Source organism: Bacillus sp. FSL H8-0547, from assembly GCA_038002745.1.
Taxonomy (GTDB): domain Bacteria; phylum Bacillota; class Bacilli; order Bacillales; family Bacillaceae; genus Bacillus_P.
Genome location: JBBODD010000001.1, coordinates 1,419,236 through 1,434,434 on the forward strand (window position 1 = coordinate 1,419,236; position 15,199 = coordinate 1,434,434).

The 15,199-nt window shown below is 44.6% G+C and carries 15 protein-coding genes; 3 read left to right on the plus strand and 12 right to left on the minus strand.

From position 1 onward, the window contains the following. Positions 1-26 precede the first annotated feature (26 nt). Both MHB63_06910 and MHB63_06915 read right to left on the minus strand, forming a co-directional pair. Entirely contained in the window at positions 27-860 is an 834-nt protein-coding gene (locus tag MHB63_06910) for a phosphate ABC transporter substrate-binding protein (GenBank protein ID MEK3806312.1), read from the minus strand. Between the two features lie 271 nt (positions 861-1,131). After that, positions 1,132-1,770, minus strand: a complete 639-nt coding sequence (locus MHB63_06915; GenBank protein MEK3806313.1) for a vWA domain-containing protein — start codon at positions 1,768-1,770, stop codon at positions 1,132-1,134. A gap of 92 nt (positions 1,771-1,862) precedes the next feature. Between MHB63_06915 and MHB63_06920 the strand changes: the two genes are divergently transcribed. Next, complete coding sequence (locus MHB63_06920) at positions 1,863-2,384, plus strand: hypothetical protein (protein ID MEK3806314.1); 522 nt, start codon at positions 1,863-1,865, stop codon at positions 2,382-2,384. 38 nt (positions 2,385-2,422) lie between these two features. Here MHB63_06920 and MHB63_06925 read toward each other — a convergent pair whose 3' ends face one another. From MHB63_06925 to MHB63_06935, 3 genes are read right to left on the minus strand one after another with little or no spacing between them, the layout of a single operon-like run. Next, positions 2,423-3,079, minus strand: coding sequence for a GAP family protein (locus MHB63_06925; protein MEK3806315.1), 657 nt, complete (start codon positions 3,077-3,079; stop codon positions 2,423-2,425). Further along, complete coding sequence (locus MHB63_06930) at positions 3,072-3,836, minus strand: MerR family transcriptional regulator (protein ID MEK3806316.1); 765 nt, start codon at positions 3,834-3,836, stop codon at positions 3,072-3,074. The genes MHB63_06925 and MHB63_06930 overlap by 8 nt, the downstream gene beginning before the upstream one ends. Before the next feature lie 30 nt (positions 3,837-3,866). Continuing rightward, entirely contained in the window at positions 3,867-4,010 is a 144-nt protein-coding gene (locus MHB63_06935) for a hypothetical protein (GenBank protein ID MEK3806317.1), read from the minus strand. Between the two features lie 241 nt (positions 4,011-4,251). Between MHB63_06935 and MHB63_06940 the strand changes: the two genes are divergently transcribed. Further along, positions 4,252-5,223 (plus strand): M20/M25/M40 family metallo-hydrolase, encoded by a 972-nt coding sequence (locus tag MHB63_06940; protein ID MEK3806318.1) that lies wholly within the window; start codon positions 4,252-4,254, stop codon positions 5,221-5,223. 50 nt (positions 5,224-5,273) lie between these two features. On the opposite strand, the gene MHB63_06945 is transcribed toward MHB63_06940, so the two are convergent. The 4 genes from MHB63_06945 to MHB63_06960 all read right to left on the minus strand — a co-directional run bounded on the left by MHB63_06945 (position 5,274) and on the right by MHB63_06960 (position 9,019). Then, positions 5,274-5,726, minus strand: coding sequence for an SRPBCC family protein (locus MHB63_06945; GenBank protein MEK3806319.1), 453 nt, complete (start codon positions 5,724-5,726; stop codon positions 5,274-5,276). Between the two features lie 91 nt (positions 5,727-5,817). Continuing rightward, positions 5,818-6,525 (minus strand): SprT family zinc-dependent metalloprotease, encoded by a 708-nt coding sequence (locus tag MHB63_06950; GenBank protein ID MEK3806320.1) that lies wholly within the window; start codon positions 6,523-6,525, stop codon positions 5,818-5,820. 3 nt (positions 6,526-6,528) lie between these two features. Further along, positions 6,529-7,005, minus strand: a complete 477-nt coding sequence (locus MHB63_06955) for a DUF1456 family protein (GenBank protein ID MEK3806321.1) — start codon at positions 7,003-7,005, stop codon at positions 6,529-6,531. 121 nt (positions 7,006-7,126) lie between these two features. Further along, entirely contained in the window at positions 7,127-9,019 is a 1,893-nt protein-coding gene (locus MHB63_06960; GenBank protein MEK3806322.1) for an ABC-F family ATP-binding cassette domain-containing protein, read from the minus strand. A gap of 717 nt (positions 9,020-9,736) precedes the next feature. On the opposite strand from MHB63_06960, the gene helD reads away from it, so the two are divergent. Then, positions 9,737-12,070 carry an RNA polymerase recycling motor HelD gene (gene helD, locus MHB63_06965; protein MEK3806323.1) on the plus strand — a complete coding sequence of 778 codons (2,334 nt, stop codon included), beginning with the start codon at positions 9,737-9,739 and terminating at the stop codon, positions 12,068-12,070. Between the two features lie 51 nt (positions 12,071-12,121). Here helD and MHB63_06970 read toward each other — a convergent pair whose 3' ends face one another. From MHB63_06970 to rlmD, 3 genes are all read right to left on the minus strand, one after another. Further along, positions 12,122-12,517, minus strand: a complete 396-nt coding sequence (locus MHB63_06970) for a VOC family protein (protein ID MEK3806324.1) — start codon at positions 12,515-12,517, stop codon at positions 12,122-12,124. 113 nt (positions 12,518-12,630) lie between these two features. After that, a complete protein-coding gene (locus MHB63_06975) occupies positions 12,631-13,629 on the minus strand; it encodes a tRNA-dihydrouridine synthase (protein MEK3806325.1) in 999 nt (332 codons plus the stop codon). A gap of 166 nt (positions 13,630-13,795) precedes the next feature. Continuing rightward, positions 13,796-15,175, minus strand: a complete 1,380-nt coding sequence (gene rlmD / locus MHB63_06980; GenBank protein ID MEK3806326.1) for a 23S rRNA (uracil(1939)-C(5))-methyltransferase RlmD — start codon at positions 15,173-15,175, stop codon at positions 13,796-13,798. Positions 15,176-15,199: the final 24 nt, after the last annotated feature.

Genomic DNA, 15,199 nt, shown 5'->3' on the forward strand with positions numbered 1-15,199 from the left:
CACGATGGCGTGTATTACACCATTAGTTATTTTAAAGGGATAACTCCTGCTTCCGATGCAATTTTTTGTCCTTCTGGACTTAAAATATAATCAATAAACTGCTGTCCCTCATCACTTAAATTTTCATCCTTGTAGACAAATAAGAACGGGCGGGACAGGCTGTATTTCTGCTGCAGAACATTTTCCGCTGTAGGCTCCACACCATTAACTTTCATAGTGGAAACAGATTCATCAATGTATTCGAATGAAACAAATCCTACTGCATGTTTATTAGTCGCAACAGTTGTTTTGATATTGCCGTTTCCGCTCGCAACAATTGAACTCCTGACTAACTCCCCTGATGAATAGCCCACTATTTCCTGGAAAGCATCACGGGAACCTGAGCCATCCTCCCTTGAAACAACGACGATCTCCATGTCATCTCCGCCAAGCTCGCTCCAGTTTGTAATCTCACCCGTGAAAATCTGTTTAACCTGATCCATTGTAAGATTCTTTACTTTGTTGCTTGGATGAGTAACAACTACAATGCCATCATAAGCGATAATGCTCTCCGTTAAGCCATTCGCTTTTTCGTCCTCTTTTAAATCACGGGAAGACATTCCAATCTCTGACACACCATTTGTCGCATTTGTTATTCCAGCAGAAGAGCCTATTTGATTAATTTCTATATTTAAATCACTTTGTTTTTCAAATTTATCTGCTAATTTTTCAGCTAAAGGTCCAACAGATGTTGATCCTGAAATGGATAGAGTATATTTATTACCGTTTGAGGATTCTTCATCAGAACCTCCGCATGCCGATAAAATAACGGTCAGGGAAAGCACCAGAAATCCTATCGTTGTTCTTCTTATAAAGTTCATTTCTAAACCTCCAAGATAATCTATTGGCAACTTCTCTAGATTAAATCCAGAATGTAAATAAACAATTAAGCCATTGTAAAGGTTTTGTAAATTCGTGAATTTAACGTAAATATTATGTAAACAATGTTAAAAGTTACCTTTACTTACGTTAAAAAATTATACCCGTTCGAGAAGATACATGAATCTGTAAAATAAATCCAAAGGAAAGAAGAGCATGTTTTCAGTGAAAACTTGCTCTTCTTTCCTTTTATAGGTCCTTCTCACATGCCAGTTAACGCTTTTGAAAAGCTATAGCCCCCGGCATCTTGTTATACTTTTTAAAGGCTGAATCTATCCTGATCTGATTCACAGATTGACAAACAACTTCATACATTTCCTTCATTCCGACCTCCGATGCTTCAAAAGAATACGCATTGTCGCTTCTAATCCCAATATTCTCAGCTTCTTTTGCAACATCTATGTTCGCTCCCATAAAAATGAATTCCCAGCTGTATTTTTCCTGCTGATGCTTGATGAGTTCATGGACTTTATCATATGAGAATTCTTTACTGGCATTTTCCTGTCCATCCGTTGTAATGACAAAAATCACTTTGCCGGGACGCTGTTCTTGTGAAGTCTTCGAAAGTCTGCGGCCCACATCGGTAATTGTTTTTCCAATAGCATCTAAAAGAGCCGTCAGCCCTCTGACATAGTAATCTTCCACAGTCAGTTTAACGGACTTTGCATCTTCCCCCTTCCAGAGCACTTCATATTCATCATCGAATAATACAGCGGTAAGCACTGTATCTCCTTCATGCCAGCACTGGTTTTCAACAAAAGAGTTGAACCCTCCAATAACATCCTGTTCTAACCCGCCCATTGATCCGCTGCGGTCCAGCAGAAAGACAATTTCAGTTAACTTATGATTCATGTTCATCAGCCTCCATACATATTCATGATATAATCTTAACAAGAAATATCCATATTATGGTCGCTTTGAAAGCGACATTTGGAGGCGGTCATTTGCTTACTCAAACATTTATAGATGAACTGAAAGACTACATAGACAACGCATTATTTTCTTCAGATTTTATTTGCTATTCACCGGCATCAGAAAATATTCTGGTGTGTTCGCCTGAAATCATTTCTCAGGATATCGAAGACTACATCGGCAATAACCGCCAGCCTGTTCTAAACCAGGTATTATTTGAACTGATTGATAAACGGGGCCTTACTGATGCACAAGTGTACAACAAGGCCGGATTAGACAGAAAGCTGTTTTCGAAAATAAGGACAAATCCTTCCTATAAGCCTAAGAAAAACACACTTGTATCCATTGCATTCGCATTGAAGTTAAGTGAAGATGAGTTTGACAGTTTTTTAGAAACCGCTGGTTATTCACTCTCAAACAGCGACACACAAGATCTTATTATTAAGTTTTTTCTCGAGAAAAAAAGATATGATATCGACGAACTAAACGAAGCATTTGACAGGTTCATCTCTAAAAAGCAAAAAGCTGAAAGTCTGCTGGTAAACAATAAATAACAAGCTCGGACATTTTCTAATGTTTACTTGTATATGCCTCACAAGTAATCAAGACTAGTAAAGATAAGAATGACACCCACTATGCACATGATCCAAGAAAGAGCCGATCCAGATTGAGCAGCTATCTTCAAGCGCAGCCGTTCAAGACTTTTTTGTATGCTGCGCCCAAGAAGAAGAGATAACATATACAGCAAAAGAGAAGGCATCACCATAATAAAATTGTACCCGGCTAAAACAGGAGACCACGACGTCCACGGCAGATTAGAAGCAGCCATTATGCCGATTGCAGTAAAATAAGGGAACGCGGTGCCTGCTTCTGCGATTGAGGCAGCGAGTCCCAGAGCTGCTGCCGATCGGACACCAGCGGATTTTGAATAGGACGGGACTGAATGTTTTCTTGCCGGCACATAAAAACTTGCGATGAACAGACAGACTCCAGTTAGAAAGACTGTCCAGCCAGCAAAGCGAATTTGAAAAAAATCAGAGATAATGTCAGCCAGAAAACCTAACCCCAGCATCAGAAAGACTCCAACAGTAAAATAAAACCCGGCAACTGTCAGCAAAAAAACCATTAGCCGTTTGGCAAGCCCCTCTTTGTTTCCAAGCAGCATATACACGGTTATCCCCAATGTAGCAGGACTTAATGTATCCAAAAGGGCAAGACCGCCAATGGCAAGAAGCATTTCACTATTCATCGCTCTGTCTTGACGAAGAGGCATTCTCATTTCGCACATAAATTTCATGTGCCCGTGTCATAAACTCAAGCAAATCGTCTTCAATCGGATACAGCCCCATCTTCTCTGACTGTTCTTGCGATATTCTTATATTCCAAAGCTTATCTAAAAATTCGTTCTCGCCATCAAATTCTTCTATACGCTTTTCATCCATCCTTCTTATAATCGTTTGAACTTCAGGTGTATCTGGCCCATCCTTCATGCAGCGCTTCAACTGACCAATCAGCTTCATCCATTCCAGCGAATCCCCTTTTGCCATATTGGGAACCTTATTCAATAATTGGATTTCTTTCTCCCTGAATACAGATTCACGGTACTTCCTTTGTATCTTTTTGTCTCTGCTTGATACGTGCATAAGCTTTTGAACCGCAATCCATTCTTCCTCTCCTTCAACAGCTATTCCATGGATGAGCTCCCGCAGGGACTGTTCAACCTTCTTCAGGTTTTCGATTTCTTCTAATATAAAAGATAACTGGCTCTTTAAGTGAACCGACCAATTCCACTCATTTGAAGCGAGCATCTCCCGAATCTCATTTAATTGAAACCCTGCCTTTTTTAAAAATTGAATCTGCTGCAGTTTTTTGATTTCAGTGTTTGAATATAATCGATGACCTCCTTCCGTTTTGGACGCAGGCCTCAACAAACCGATCTTATCGTAGTGACGCAGCGTTCTGACTGTAACACCTGTTTTTTCCGCCACTTTGTTAATGTGCATCAAGCTGTATCCCCCCGATTCGTTTTAAGTAAGCTATTCTTCTTTACGAAAATACATTTTTAATAAATACCCTGCACCCAGGCCAATCAACGCTCCCGGAAACGCATTGTCCAGGACCAGCCCGATTCCAGCTCCTATAATGACACATCCATAAATGACAATATCCTCCTGTTTCATAAAAAAACCTCCCCGCTTCAAGCAGTATTGTTTTAAAGGGTGCATCACCAGCTGTTTATCAGTATATAAGATGACGCAGCGTCAACTTCAAGTTCCATTTGCAGAAAAAGCCTGACACGTTACCTTGGCCAGGCTTATTACTTTTCGCCTATTGGCGCTGAGCTTAAAATAGAGGTTGAAAATCTATGAATCTATATTTATAATTATGCATGTAAATGAATTTTAATAAAGGGAGACACTCATGAAAAAACAGATTTTCACTATACTTACTATTCTATTTCTGCTAGTCTCATCAGCAGGCGCAGCTTCGGCTGTCACTCATTCCCCATCATTGGTACATAAAAAAGGAGCCATGGCTTATCAGCATACGAAATACCTATCTGAAAAAATCGGGCAGCGAGTAATGGGCACTCCAGGTGAAACGGCAGCGAAAAAGTATGTCCAGAAGCAATTCAAGCGCATGGGCTACAAGCCTGCTGAACAGTCTTTCACGTTCACAAGAAAAGGAAAAGACTATTCATCTGCAAATGTTGTTGCCTATAAGCCAGGCAAATCAAGCAAGCAAATTATTGTCGGCGCTCACTATGATTCTGTTGCAATCGGCAAAGGAGCTGATGATAATGCATCCGGTGTCGGAGTGATGCTTGAAGTGGCTGAAGTTCTTAAAAAGAAAAAGACTCCTTATTCCATTGTCTTCGTTGCGTTCGGCGCTGAAGAAGGCGGATTAAACGGGTCAAACCATTACGCCAAACAAATGACCGCAAAAGACATTGAGAACACAGTCGGCATGATCAACCTGGACAGCCTTGCAGCAGGCGACAAAATGTACGTGCACGGCAGCGCAGGCGAGGATGGCTTTATTCGTGACCAGGCAGTGAACATTTCTAAAAAGAAAAAACTCGATATCGGCATCAACCCAGGATTAAATCCTGACTACCCGGCAGGTACAACAGGAGACTGGAGCGACCATGCACCATTTGATAAACTCGGCATTCCTTTTGCTTACTTTGAATCTACCAACTGGGAAATCGGTGACCTTGACGGCTACGAGCAAACAGAAGAATACGGCGGAATCTGGCATACAGAAAACGATACTCTTGCTTTCATTGAGGAAGTATTTCCAGGCAGAACAGAGGAACGCTTATCCTCTTACAGCCAGGTGCTGACTGAGCTTTTGAAGCATATGAATAACCCAAGTCTATCAAACAAATAGAATGAAAAAAGAAAGGCAGACGCCTTTCTTTTTGTTTTGTCCATATAACATTACATCTTCTCAGCAATCCTTTTCAGCTCCAATGCACGAGCAGCAATAAACTTCTTCATATATCTTTCCAGAAATAACAGATCAGCTGTCTTTCCAAAAATGCCAAAAGGAGATTCATAGGAAAAGACATCCTTCATGATTGTTCCTGTGCCGCTTTCTTGGAATTCGTGCGTATGCGTGAATGAACGGAAAGCTCCCTTAACCATAACATCTGTAAATCGATAGGGCTTCTCCATCTCAATAATTTTAGCTGTTAATGTCTGCCTCACTCCAAGATGAACAGCTTCCCAAGTGACTGAATCGCCAAGTTCCATCAAGCCGCTGGTAACACCGTCAACGGCTCTTTCCTGAGTTTTTCCTGTCGTTTCCATATGGACATCTACGCTGCGTGAAAGGTCGAAACAGATTTCAATGGGTGCCTGGATAAAAATTTCGTGCTTAATTGTTGGCATAGCAGGTACCTCTCATCTATCGGATACACCAATTGTAAGCAACGGCTGAATAGTAGACAAGAAAGACGATTACATTTGATGCACTACCTTATTAAACCGTCATCCTCCAACTAGACACAGCCAGCCAGGCCTCACGCTCTTTATAATCAGGCATAATCTTCCCGACCAGTCTCCAGAACGACCGGTCGTGATTCAGATGCACCATGTGGCACATTTCGTGCACAACGACATAGTCAATTACCTCTTGGGGAGCCATCGCAAGCTTCCAGTTGAAGGTGAGCTCCAGGTTTCCGTTGCACGTCCCCCAGTTCTTCTTGCTGTCGACAATTTTGACAGAGCGGGGCTTCATTTTGAAATGGGATTGATGGGATTTGATGCTCTTTTCCACAATGGATTTGCACTGTTGGTAATAGTAGCGTTTTAGCGCCTGTCTGATGCTGGCATCCTCCTGCTGCTTTACTTGAATGCGCAGGGTTTTCCCGTCAAATACCACGTTGTCCTTTTCAGTGATCTCATCGTGCGTAATGCTGATGGGGTACGCCTTTCCCAAATATAGAAAAGTCTCCCCGTATTCATAGGTTTTCTTCAGCGTGCCCTGCATCCTGGCCTGCACGTCCTTCAGCTTTTCCTGAATCAGTGCCCAGTTTGCCTCAAGCACCTGATGCACTTGCTCTTCGCTTGTGCCCTTCGGAGCCAGGACCTCCACAATCCCGTACTGGTCCATGCGCAGCCCGATGGAGGTGCGGTTTTTATGCGTCACCTCATACCGGATTGTTTCTCCTGCATATGTGTGGATCATCTTTTACGCTCCTCGGTATTTAACAGCCAGTCCCTTTAAAAAGTTCCGGGCGAACTTATCTCCGCATGCTTTGTAATTTTTATGGCCTTCTTTTCTGAGGAGAGCACCGAGTTCTCCTTTAGTCACCTGCAACCCTGCCAGGTCAAAGATCTCAATCATTTCCTCAGTTGTGAGCGCAAGAGCAATTTTCACTTTTTTCAAAAGATGATTGTTTACGTTCGTGCTTCTGCCAAGCGTCAGTTCCGGTGTCTCTGCCCCAGGCTTCGGACCGCGTTTGAAAGTAATCAGTCCATTCAAGAACGACTCAAACATCACATTATCGCACGTAATATTTTCTTCCTCTGAATCAGACTTTGTCAAAATGAGCGGCAGCTCCAGGGGACTTACTTCGATCCCGCCAAGCTTAAAAATCTCGACCATCTCTGCATTTTTCAAATCCAGCGCATATCGTAAGCGAATTAAAATATCGTTATTATCCATTATATGACCTCCTGTCCGTCAGTTACCAATTAACCGGCGGGTGTTTGCGTGATTGCTTTGTTCATTATAAAGGGTAGACGGCCAATAATAAAGCCTGCCCCCTAAAGGACAGGCTTCCGCGTTATTCTTTCAGCCATTCTTCCATTGCTTCATCAAGTTCCGCCGTGACTTGCACCCTCCGTTCATGCAGCCCGCCCAGCTTTTCATAGTCCAGTTCAGCCGCCATTAAGGAATCGAGATGAACTAATTCCTTTTCAAGCCGCTCAACCTTCGCCAGAGTAGTTTCAGCCGCTTCCATTTGCTTCACAGTTTCCACTCGTTTTTTCACTTTAACAATTGTCTGCGGAGGAATCTGCTTTACCTTCTGCCGCTTGTACTCATCATAGTTTCCAAAATAGCTTTTAAACGAAAAATCCTCAAGCGCCACAATCCGCTGACTGATCTTATTGATAAAATACCGGTCATGCGAGATAAAGAAAATGGTTCCGGTGAACTCTTCCAGCGCTTCTTCAAGAGTTTCAATCGAATCAATATCCAAGTGATTCGTAGGTTCATCCAGGATCAGCAAGTTCACATCCTGCAACAGCAGCATCCCAAGCTTCAGCCTGATCTGCTCTCCCCCTGACAGCTGATTCACTTTTTTGAAGACCGTATTTTTATAAAACATAAATTTCGCCAAATACTCCCGTGACTTGCCCTCCGGAATCGAGATATCTTCTCTGAAGCATTCAAGGACGGTGTGCTGCTCGTTGTTAAAAGTGATTTTCTGCGGCAAATAGGCAGCCATCACATTCGCACCAGCCTCGACCACCCCCGCATCCGGCTTCACTTCTCCAAGCAGCATTTTCAAAAATGTCGTTTTTCCGCTGCCGTTCCCTCCAATCAGACCGACCCGTTCCCCGTAGCGGATCATCAGGTCTGCATTTTTAAGGAGCACCTTATCTCCGTAGCTTTTCGAAAGACCGGCAGCTTTGATCGTTTCATTCCCGGACCGTTCCGCCTGTTTGAAGTTCAGTCTCATATTCCGCCTTTCAAAAACCGGCTTATCAATCCGCTCCATCTTCGCGAGCTTTTTCTGAATGCTCGCTGCCCGTTTAAAGAACTTGGTGTTGTCGGCACGCATCGCCCAGTCTCTGAGGTCCTTAACCGTAGTTTCCATGGAATTGATTTTCTTTTGCTGCTCCCGGAAATGCTCAAACTGAATCCGCATATTTTCTTCCTTTTGACTCACAAAGGAAGAATAGTTCCCCTTATACGTGATGGATTCCATGTCCTCAATCTCCACGATTTTAGTCACAACTTGATCCAGAAAATAACGGTCGTGGGAGACGATGATGACGATCCCCTTATAGTTTTTCAAATAGCCTTCAAGCCATTCAAGAGCCTCCATATCCAAATGATTCGTCGGCTCATCCAGCAGAAGAATGTCCGGATCATGCACTAATAGCTTCCCAAGCATGACCGTCGTCTTCTCCCCGCCGCTAAGCAAATCAAAGTCCTGATCCAAGAAAGCATCGCTGAATTTCAGCCCCGTGCACACCTTTCCAAGCTTCTCCTGAATCTCATAGCCGCCCTTGCCTTCATACAGCTGGACTAGCTCGCTGTATTTCATCAGGCCCTTCTCAAGAGCAGCATCCGTAAGAGTCTGCATCTGCTCCTCTAAATCGCGCATCTGCTTCTCAATCTTATGAACATCCTCAAACGCCATGTTCAGCACATCTATTACCTTCAGTCCTTCAGGAAAAGACGGCATCTGTTCCAAATACGCGATGGTCGCTCCCCTCGGCCGGTGGATCAGCCCCTCATCATACCCGGGACTCGAAGTCTGCGGATAACCCGGATAGTAATGCATCTTCAAAATACCGGCAATCAGCTTTAAAACCGTACTCTTGCCGCTTCCGTTGGCTCCGACAATCCCAACCTTATCTCCGGCATACACCTCGAAGCTGATATTCCTCAGCACAAGGGTCGCCTCCATATATTTCTTCACACCCTGCAGCGTCAACTCAAACACAAAATCCCCTTCTTTCATCATTGTGTGAGTTATGCCGTCTATGGACAGGGCAAAGAAGTCAGTTACTATTCTTTTTTCACATGCAAAAAGGCCGCAAGAAGAGATCTCTTCCTACAGCCTAAAATCGTCCGAAATTATAATTGGGGTAAGCTTAAATAAGCAGGCGTCTGCCTAAATTCACAGAACATGCTGTATTTAAAAAACAGCCAACCTTCATCATCTCAGGTTTTAGAAAAGTAAGCGATCCTCTGTATTGCCAACATTCCATAAAGAGCATAACCAAATAAACCTGTTAATCAGGCACATTTTTATACTCGTTATAAAATTCGTATGAATTTTATCTGGAAATGAATTAGCAATAAGACGGCATCATATAGTTACTTTCCTCCTCCTAATATTTGTTTTATTGTCTCATTTTTAGTTAAATATGTAAATGTTCCACTTACTATTTAATCGCATCTTTTTATTCGTTCCATTAAGGTTTTAAGGGCATAAAAAAAAAGGACAGAGAAAACATCCTCTGCCCGCTTCGTTTAAATTTTTTTAAAGATATATCTTAAGAAGTCATTGATAAATAAAAGCCACCATGATATATTACTTTAGAAACACTGATTTCAATACTTTATTTTAAAATATATTTATCCCTATTTTAATCTTACATCAAAACCCCTCTCTCAGTCAACATATTTTACATTTTTTTTTAAAGGAGTGCTTTGAATGAAAAATGACCTTCGGCAGGAGCAGGAACGATTGGATCTGGTGACCGGGACTATTACGGAGCAGATGAGCAAGCTTGCGGATGAAGCCGGCCGGCGCCGGAGTGAAGTTACCCATATTCAAAGGCACTTTTGGGATGAGGTCAAGGTGAATACAGATACGTTTGACGATTATCTTGAGACAATCATCGGCTTAAGGCAGCAGGCGCAGGCCCTGACCGTCAGCCAGAGCACCCACAGGCATGCCAAAAGCCGCCTTTCTGTCCTTGAGCGCATGCAAAAATCACCTTATTTCGGACGGATTGATTTCACCGAGGAAGGCACAGAGGAAGCCGAAAAAGTCTATATTGGCATCTCAACTCTCACGGATTCAAGCGGTGAGGATTTTCTGGTCTATGACTGGCGCGCTCCGGTTTCGAGCGTTTATTATGATTATCCCCCCGGCCCTGCTGAATACACGACTCCAGGAGGCGTGATTAAAGGAAATCTGGAGACAAAGTGGCAATATATCATCCGCGAAGGCATGGTCGAGTCGATGTTCGATACGAGCCTTACCATTGGGGACGAAATATTAAAGGAAGTGCTCGGAAAAGGGACAGACAAACACATGCACAGCATCGTGGCGACCATTCAGCAGGAGCAAAACCGGATTATCCGGCATGTAACGGGCAGACTGCTCATTGTTCAGGGAGCAGCCGGCAGCGGAAAGACATCGGCAGCTATGCAAAGGATCGCTTATTTGCTTTATAAGTATCGCGATCGTCTGAAAGCTGATCAAATCATTCTTTTCTCCCCTAATTCCATGTTTAACAGCTACGTATCCAATGTCCTGCCTGAGCTTGGCGAAGAGAACATGCAGCAGGTTACGTTCCAGGAATATATGTACCACAGGCTGAGCGACTCCTTCAAAGTCGAGGATCCTTATGAGCAGCTGGAATATGTGCTGACCTCAGCAGGTGACCCTGTCCACCAGACAAGAACGGCAAGTATCCGGTTCAAGGCGTCCACTTCCTTTTTCGAGACGGTAAAATCGTACAGCCACTCCCTTGAGGAACTCGGCATGATATTTAAAGGAATTAAATTCAGAGGAAAACCATTCGTCTCCGCCAAACAAATCGAAGAAAGATTTTACGGCACGGATACCTCTATCCGCTTTTCGAACAGAATTGAGAAGCTGCAGGAATGGCTGAACGCAAAAATTGATGAAGCGGAGAAAGCCGAGCTGAACGAACCGTGGGTCCAGGAGGAAATTGAGTTTCTAAGCAAGGATGAGTATCAAAAGGCATTTGCCTATTTAGAGAAAAGAAAGGGCTCTGAAGAAGATCTTGATGATTACGAACAAGAGATCAAGGTGCTCGGACGGATGGTCGTCCGCAGGAAACTGAAGCCGCTCCGGAAATGGGTGCAGGGTCTTCGCTTTGTCGATTTTACCGCCTTATACAGACAGCTTTTTTCAGACCCTTCAAACATAACCAAATGGATGACAGGGAACCCCCCTGAAGAGTGGGCAGATATTTGCAGGTTGACTATGAACATGCTTGATGAAGGAAGACTGTATTATGAGGATGCTCCTCCATTCTTATATTTGAAAGAGCAGATTCAGGGTTTTCAGACAAATACTTCGATTAAGCACGTTCTTGTAGACGAGGCACAGGATTATTCTTCTTTTCAATTTGAATTCTTGAAACGGCTGTTTCCTATGGCAAATATGACCGTGCTCGGTGACTTTAACCAGGCTATCTTTGTTCACGCAAGCGGCATGTCCAATTTTCACCCGCTTATGAGCTTATATGGACCCGATGAAACAGAGGCGATTCTCTTAAACCGCAGCTACAGATCAACTAAGCCGATAACAGATTTTACTCGGAAACTTGTTTCTAATGGTGATCAGATTGTCTCTTTTGAGCGCGGCGGCGAGATGCCTGTTCTGACTGCCGTATCAGACAGGCCGGAGCTGCACCAGCGCATCACAGCCAAAGTTGAAGACTTTCAGAAGCAGGGTCACCAGTCCATTGCCATCATCTGCAAATCCGCTGCCGAAAGCAGCGAAGCTTTTAACGCGCTTGGAAACATCCCAGACATTAAACTTGTAAAAAGCGGATCGGCTGAATACGAGCAGGGCATCGTTGTGATCCCTGCCTATCTGGCCAAAGGCATTGAATTCGACGCCGTCATTATATATGACGCATCCACTCAAGTTTATGGAGACGAGAGCCTGCGCAGATTGTTTTATACGGCCTGCACCCGGGCGCTGCATTTCTTGCAGATTTACAGTGAAAGTGAGCCGTGTGCGTTTTTGCAGGAGGTCCCGCGGGAGAGTTTGATTTGGAGTTAATCTCAGACTAAAAAAGGAAGGAAAGGCTGACATTCTGCCTCTCCTTCCTTTTTATTTTGCATTCGCGTCAGGCTGATGAATTCCGAAGATGTTGCCTTCCGTATCAAGGTAGTACCCTTGCCATGCCATTCCGGGAAGCGCATATTTCGGCAATGCGACCTTGCCGCCGCACTCAAAAATTTTCGCTTCCGTGACGTCATAGTTTTCAACGCCCATCGTACAGGAGAACCCGTTTAACGGCTGGTTTTGCTCAGGCGAAGGACCCTGTCTCTGCATCAAAGCGCCGTTGACTCCCGGTTCATTCTCGTCCCCTGTCACTGCACCGAAATAGGGCAGTCCTGCATATTCGCTCCAGTCCTGGAATGTCCATCCGAATACCTCTCCGTAAAACGTCTTTGCGCGCTCCATGTCGTTTACGTGAATTTCAAAGTGAACTAATCTGCCCATGTCGGCCTCCTATTTGCATATGTATTTTTATTATTTTTTCTAAACCGGCACAGAAATGTATTTCTGTTTCATCTGCCTCAAACCCTCTTTCAAAATAAAAAAAGCAGGAACCCCTATAAGGTCTCCTGCTTTTCACTCAACTGTTCTGTCATTTGTTTTTCCTCAAACCGCTCAAGCATTGCCCTCACTTCATCCGTCGATTTCGTGTTCATCAATTGACTCCGCAGCTCTGCAGCTCCCGGGAATCCTTTGACATAGATTTTGAAAAAGCGGTGAAGGCCTGTGACGGAGCGCGGCACTTCTTCTGCATATTGATCCTGAAGGTCAAGCTGCAGTCTCAGCAGGTCGAGGTATTCTTTGCTGCTGTGTTCTCTCGGCTCTTTTTCAAAGGCAAACGGGTTTTTAAAGATCCCCCGGCCGATCATGATGCCGTCAATGCCATATTGTTCTGCAAGCTGAAGACCTACTTGGCGGTCAGGGATGTCGCCGTTGATGGTCAGCATCGTGTCCGGCGCGATGCGGTCACGCAGTTTTTTGATTTCCGGGATAAGCTCCCAATGCGCATCGACCTGGCTCATTTCATCTCTTGTGCGCAAGTGAATGGAAAGGTTCGCAATGTCCTGTTTCAGGATGTGCCCGAGCCAGTCCTCCCACTCGTCTATCTTTTTGAACCCAAGTCTTGTTTTCACGCTGACAGGCAGTCCGCCTGCTTTTGCAGCCTGAATGAGTTCTGCCGCGACGTCCGGGCGGAGGATGAGGCCGCTGCCTTTTCCTCTTGATGCCACGTTCGGGACCGGGCAGCCCATGTTGATATCGATCCCTTTAAAGCCCATTTCTGCCATGCCGATGCTCATTTGACGGAAATAGTCGGGATTGTCTCCCCATATATGTGCAACCATCGGGTGTTCATCTTCTGTAAACGTCAATCGGCCGCGCACACTTTTCAGGCCCTCAGGATGACAGTAGCTGTCCGAGTTAGTAAACTCTGTGAAAAATACATCCGGACGGCCGGCTGCACTGACTACGTGACGGAACACAACATCTGTCACGTCCTCCATTGGGGCAAGTACGAAAAATGGCTTCGGCAAATCACGCCAAAAATTGTTGGTCATGCCAAACTCAAATCCTCTCAATTTGAAACTTCCGTTAAAAAATATTCTTTTACACTTATAACATGTTTCCTGCCTGTTTATCAATCTCTGCTCGTTTATAAATTTATGGAAAACCAAATAAAAAGCAGATGGAATAGAATGATTCTATCTCAGCTGCTTTTATCTATTAAACCAATTTCAAAGACGCGACCGCTTCACAATGCGTCGTATGCGGGAACATATCCACCGGCTGGACTTCCACCGTTGCATATCCTCCGTCCTCAAGCACTCTCAAATCACGCGCAAGAGTGGCCGGGTTGCAGCTTACATACACAACCTTCTTCGGTTTCATATCAAGGATTGTCCGCAGCAGGGCTTCATCGCACCCTTTGCGCGGCGGGTCGACTACGATGACGTCGGCTGCATTTCCTTCTTCATACCATTTCGGAATGACAACTTCAGCTTCACCTACTGCAAAGTCTGCATTTTCAATTCCATTCAGTTCGGCATTGCGCTTTGCATCTTCAATGGCTTCAGGGACAATTTCAACGCCGAACACGTTCTTTGCCTTTTGAGCGAGGAACAAGGAGATAGTTCCAATGCCGCAATATGCATCAATAACAGACTCCTCTCCGTTCAAATCGGCATACTCCAGCGCTTTTTCATAAAGAACTTTTGTCTGTTCAGGATTTACCTGAAAGAAAGATCGCGCTGAGATGGCAAATTTTATATCGCCGATGTAATCATAGATGTATTCTTCTCCCCATAGCACGGTTGTTTTTTCGCCAAAGATGACATTTGTGCGTTTAGGGTTAACGTTTTGAACGATGGACTTGATGGCCGGGAATTGGGCCGTGATGTCTTCAATGATGGCTTTTTTGTTCGGAAAGTCCGGCGTCCGGGTGATGAAGACGACCATCATTTCATTTGTCACGGTGCCGCGGCGGACCATGATGTGGCGCAGCCAGCCTTTGTTTTTCTTTTCGTCGTAGGCGCGGATGCCATGGCGGTTTGCGATTGCCTTCACGGCTCCGACGACTTCATCGTTTTCGCTTTGCTGGATCAGACACTGTTCCATATCGATGATTTCATGAGAGCGCTGCTGGTAGAAGCCGGCGATGAGGCCGCCTTCGCGTTCTCCGACTGGGACCTGTGCTTTGTTTCGGTAGTTCCACGGATCATTCATGCCGAGTGTCGGGTGGACCCTGACGTTGTCCAGATTCAGCTTGCCGATTCGGGCGAGCACTTCTTTGACCTGCTTGTGCTTAAAGTCAAGCTGACCCTGGTAGCTTAAGTGCTGCAGCTGGCAGCCGCCGCATTGTTTATAGATCGGGCACGGTGCATCGGTGCGCTGCGGGCTTTCCTCTTGCAGCTCAACAAGGCGTCCGAATGCGTAGCCTTTATTTATTTTCGTGACTTTGATCTGGCCTTTTTCGTTTGGCAGGGCGTTGGGAACGAAGATCGGGTATCCTTCAATTTTTGCAACGCCTGATCCGTCATGCGTAAGGTCTTCAAAGGTCACGTCATAGTATTCATTTTTTTGTACAGGCGCAATTGCCTTTGTCATGGTAATCTTCCTTTATATTTACTG

What these genes read in the sequence shown, in the direction of transcription:
- MHB63_06910 (MEK3806312.1), bottom strand. Translation starts at nt 860, where the DNA reads ATGAACTTTATAAGAAGAACAACGATAGGATTTCTGGTGCTTTCCCTG.
- MHB63_06915 (MEK3806313.1), bottom strand. Translation starts at nt 1,770, where the DNA reads ATGAATCATAAGTTAACTGAAATTGTCTTTCTGCTGGACCGCAGCGGA.
- MHB63_06925 (MEK3806315.1), bottom strand. Translation starts at nt 3,079, where the DNA reads ATGAATAGTGAAATGCTTCTTGCCATTGGCGGTCTTGCCCTTTTGGAT.
- MHB63_06935 (MEK3806317.1), bottom strand. Translation starts at nt 4,010, where the DNA reads ATGAAACAGGAGGATATTGTCATTTATGGATGTGTCATTATAGGAGCT.
- MHB63_06940 (MEK3806318.1), top strand. Translation starts at nt 4,252, where the DNA reads ATGAAAAAACAGATTTTCACTATACTTACTATTCTATTTCTGCTAGTC.
- MHB63_06945 (MEK3806319.1), bottom strand. Translation starts at nt 5,726, where the DNA reads ATGCCAACAATTAAGCACGAAATTTTTATCCAGGCACCCATTGAAATC.
- MHB63_06950 (MEK3806320.1), bottom strand. Translation starts at nt 6,525, where the DNA reads ATGATCCACACATATGCAGGAGAAACAATCCGGTATGAGGTGACGCAT.
- MHB63_06955 (MEK3806321.1), bottom strand. Translation starts at nt 7,005, where the DNA reads ATGGATAATAACGATATTTTAATTCGCTTACGATATGCGCTGGATTTG.
- helD (MEK3806323.1), top strand. Translation starts at nt 9,737, where the DNA reads ATGAAAAATGACCTTCGGCAGGAGCAGGAACGATTGGATCTGGTGACC.
- MHB63_06970 (MEK3806324.1), bottom strand. Translation starts at nt 12,517, where the DNA reads ATGGGCAGATTAGTTCACTTTGAAATTCACGTAAACGACATGGAGCGC.
- MHB63_06975 (MEK3806325.1), bottom strand. Translation starts at nt 13,629, where the DNA reads ATGACCAACAATTTTTGGCGTGATTTGCCGAAGCCATTTTTCGTACTT.
- rlmD (MEK3806326.1), bottom strand. Translation starts at nt 15,175, where the DNA reads ATGACAAAGGCAATTGCGCCTGTACAAAAAAATGAATACTATGACGTG.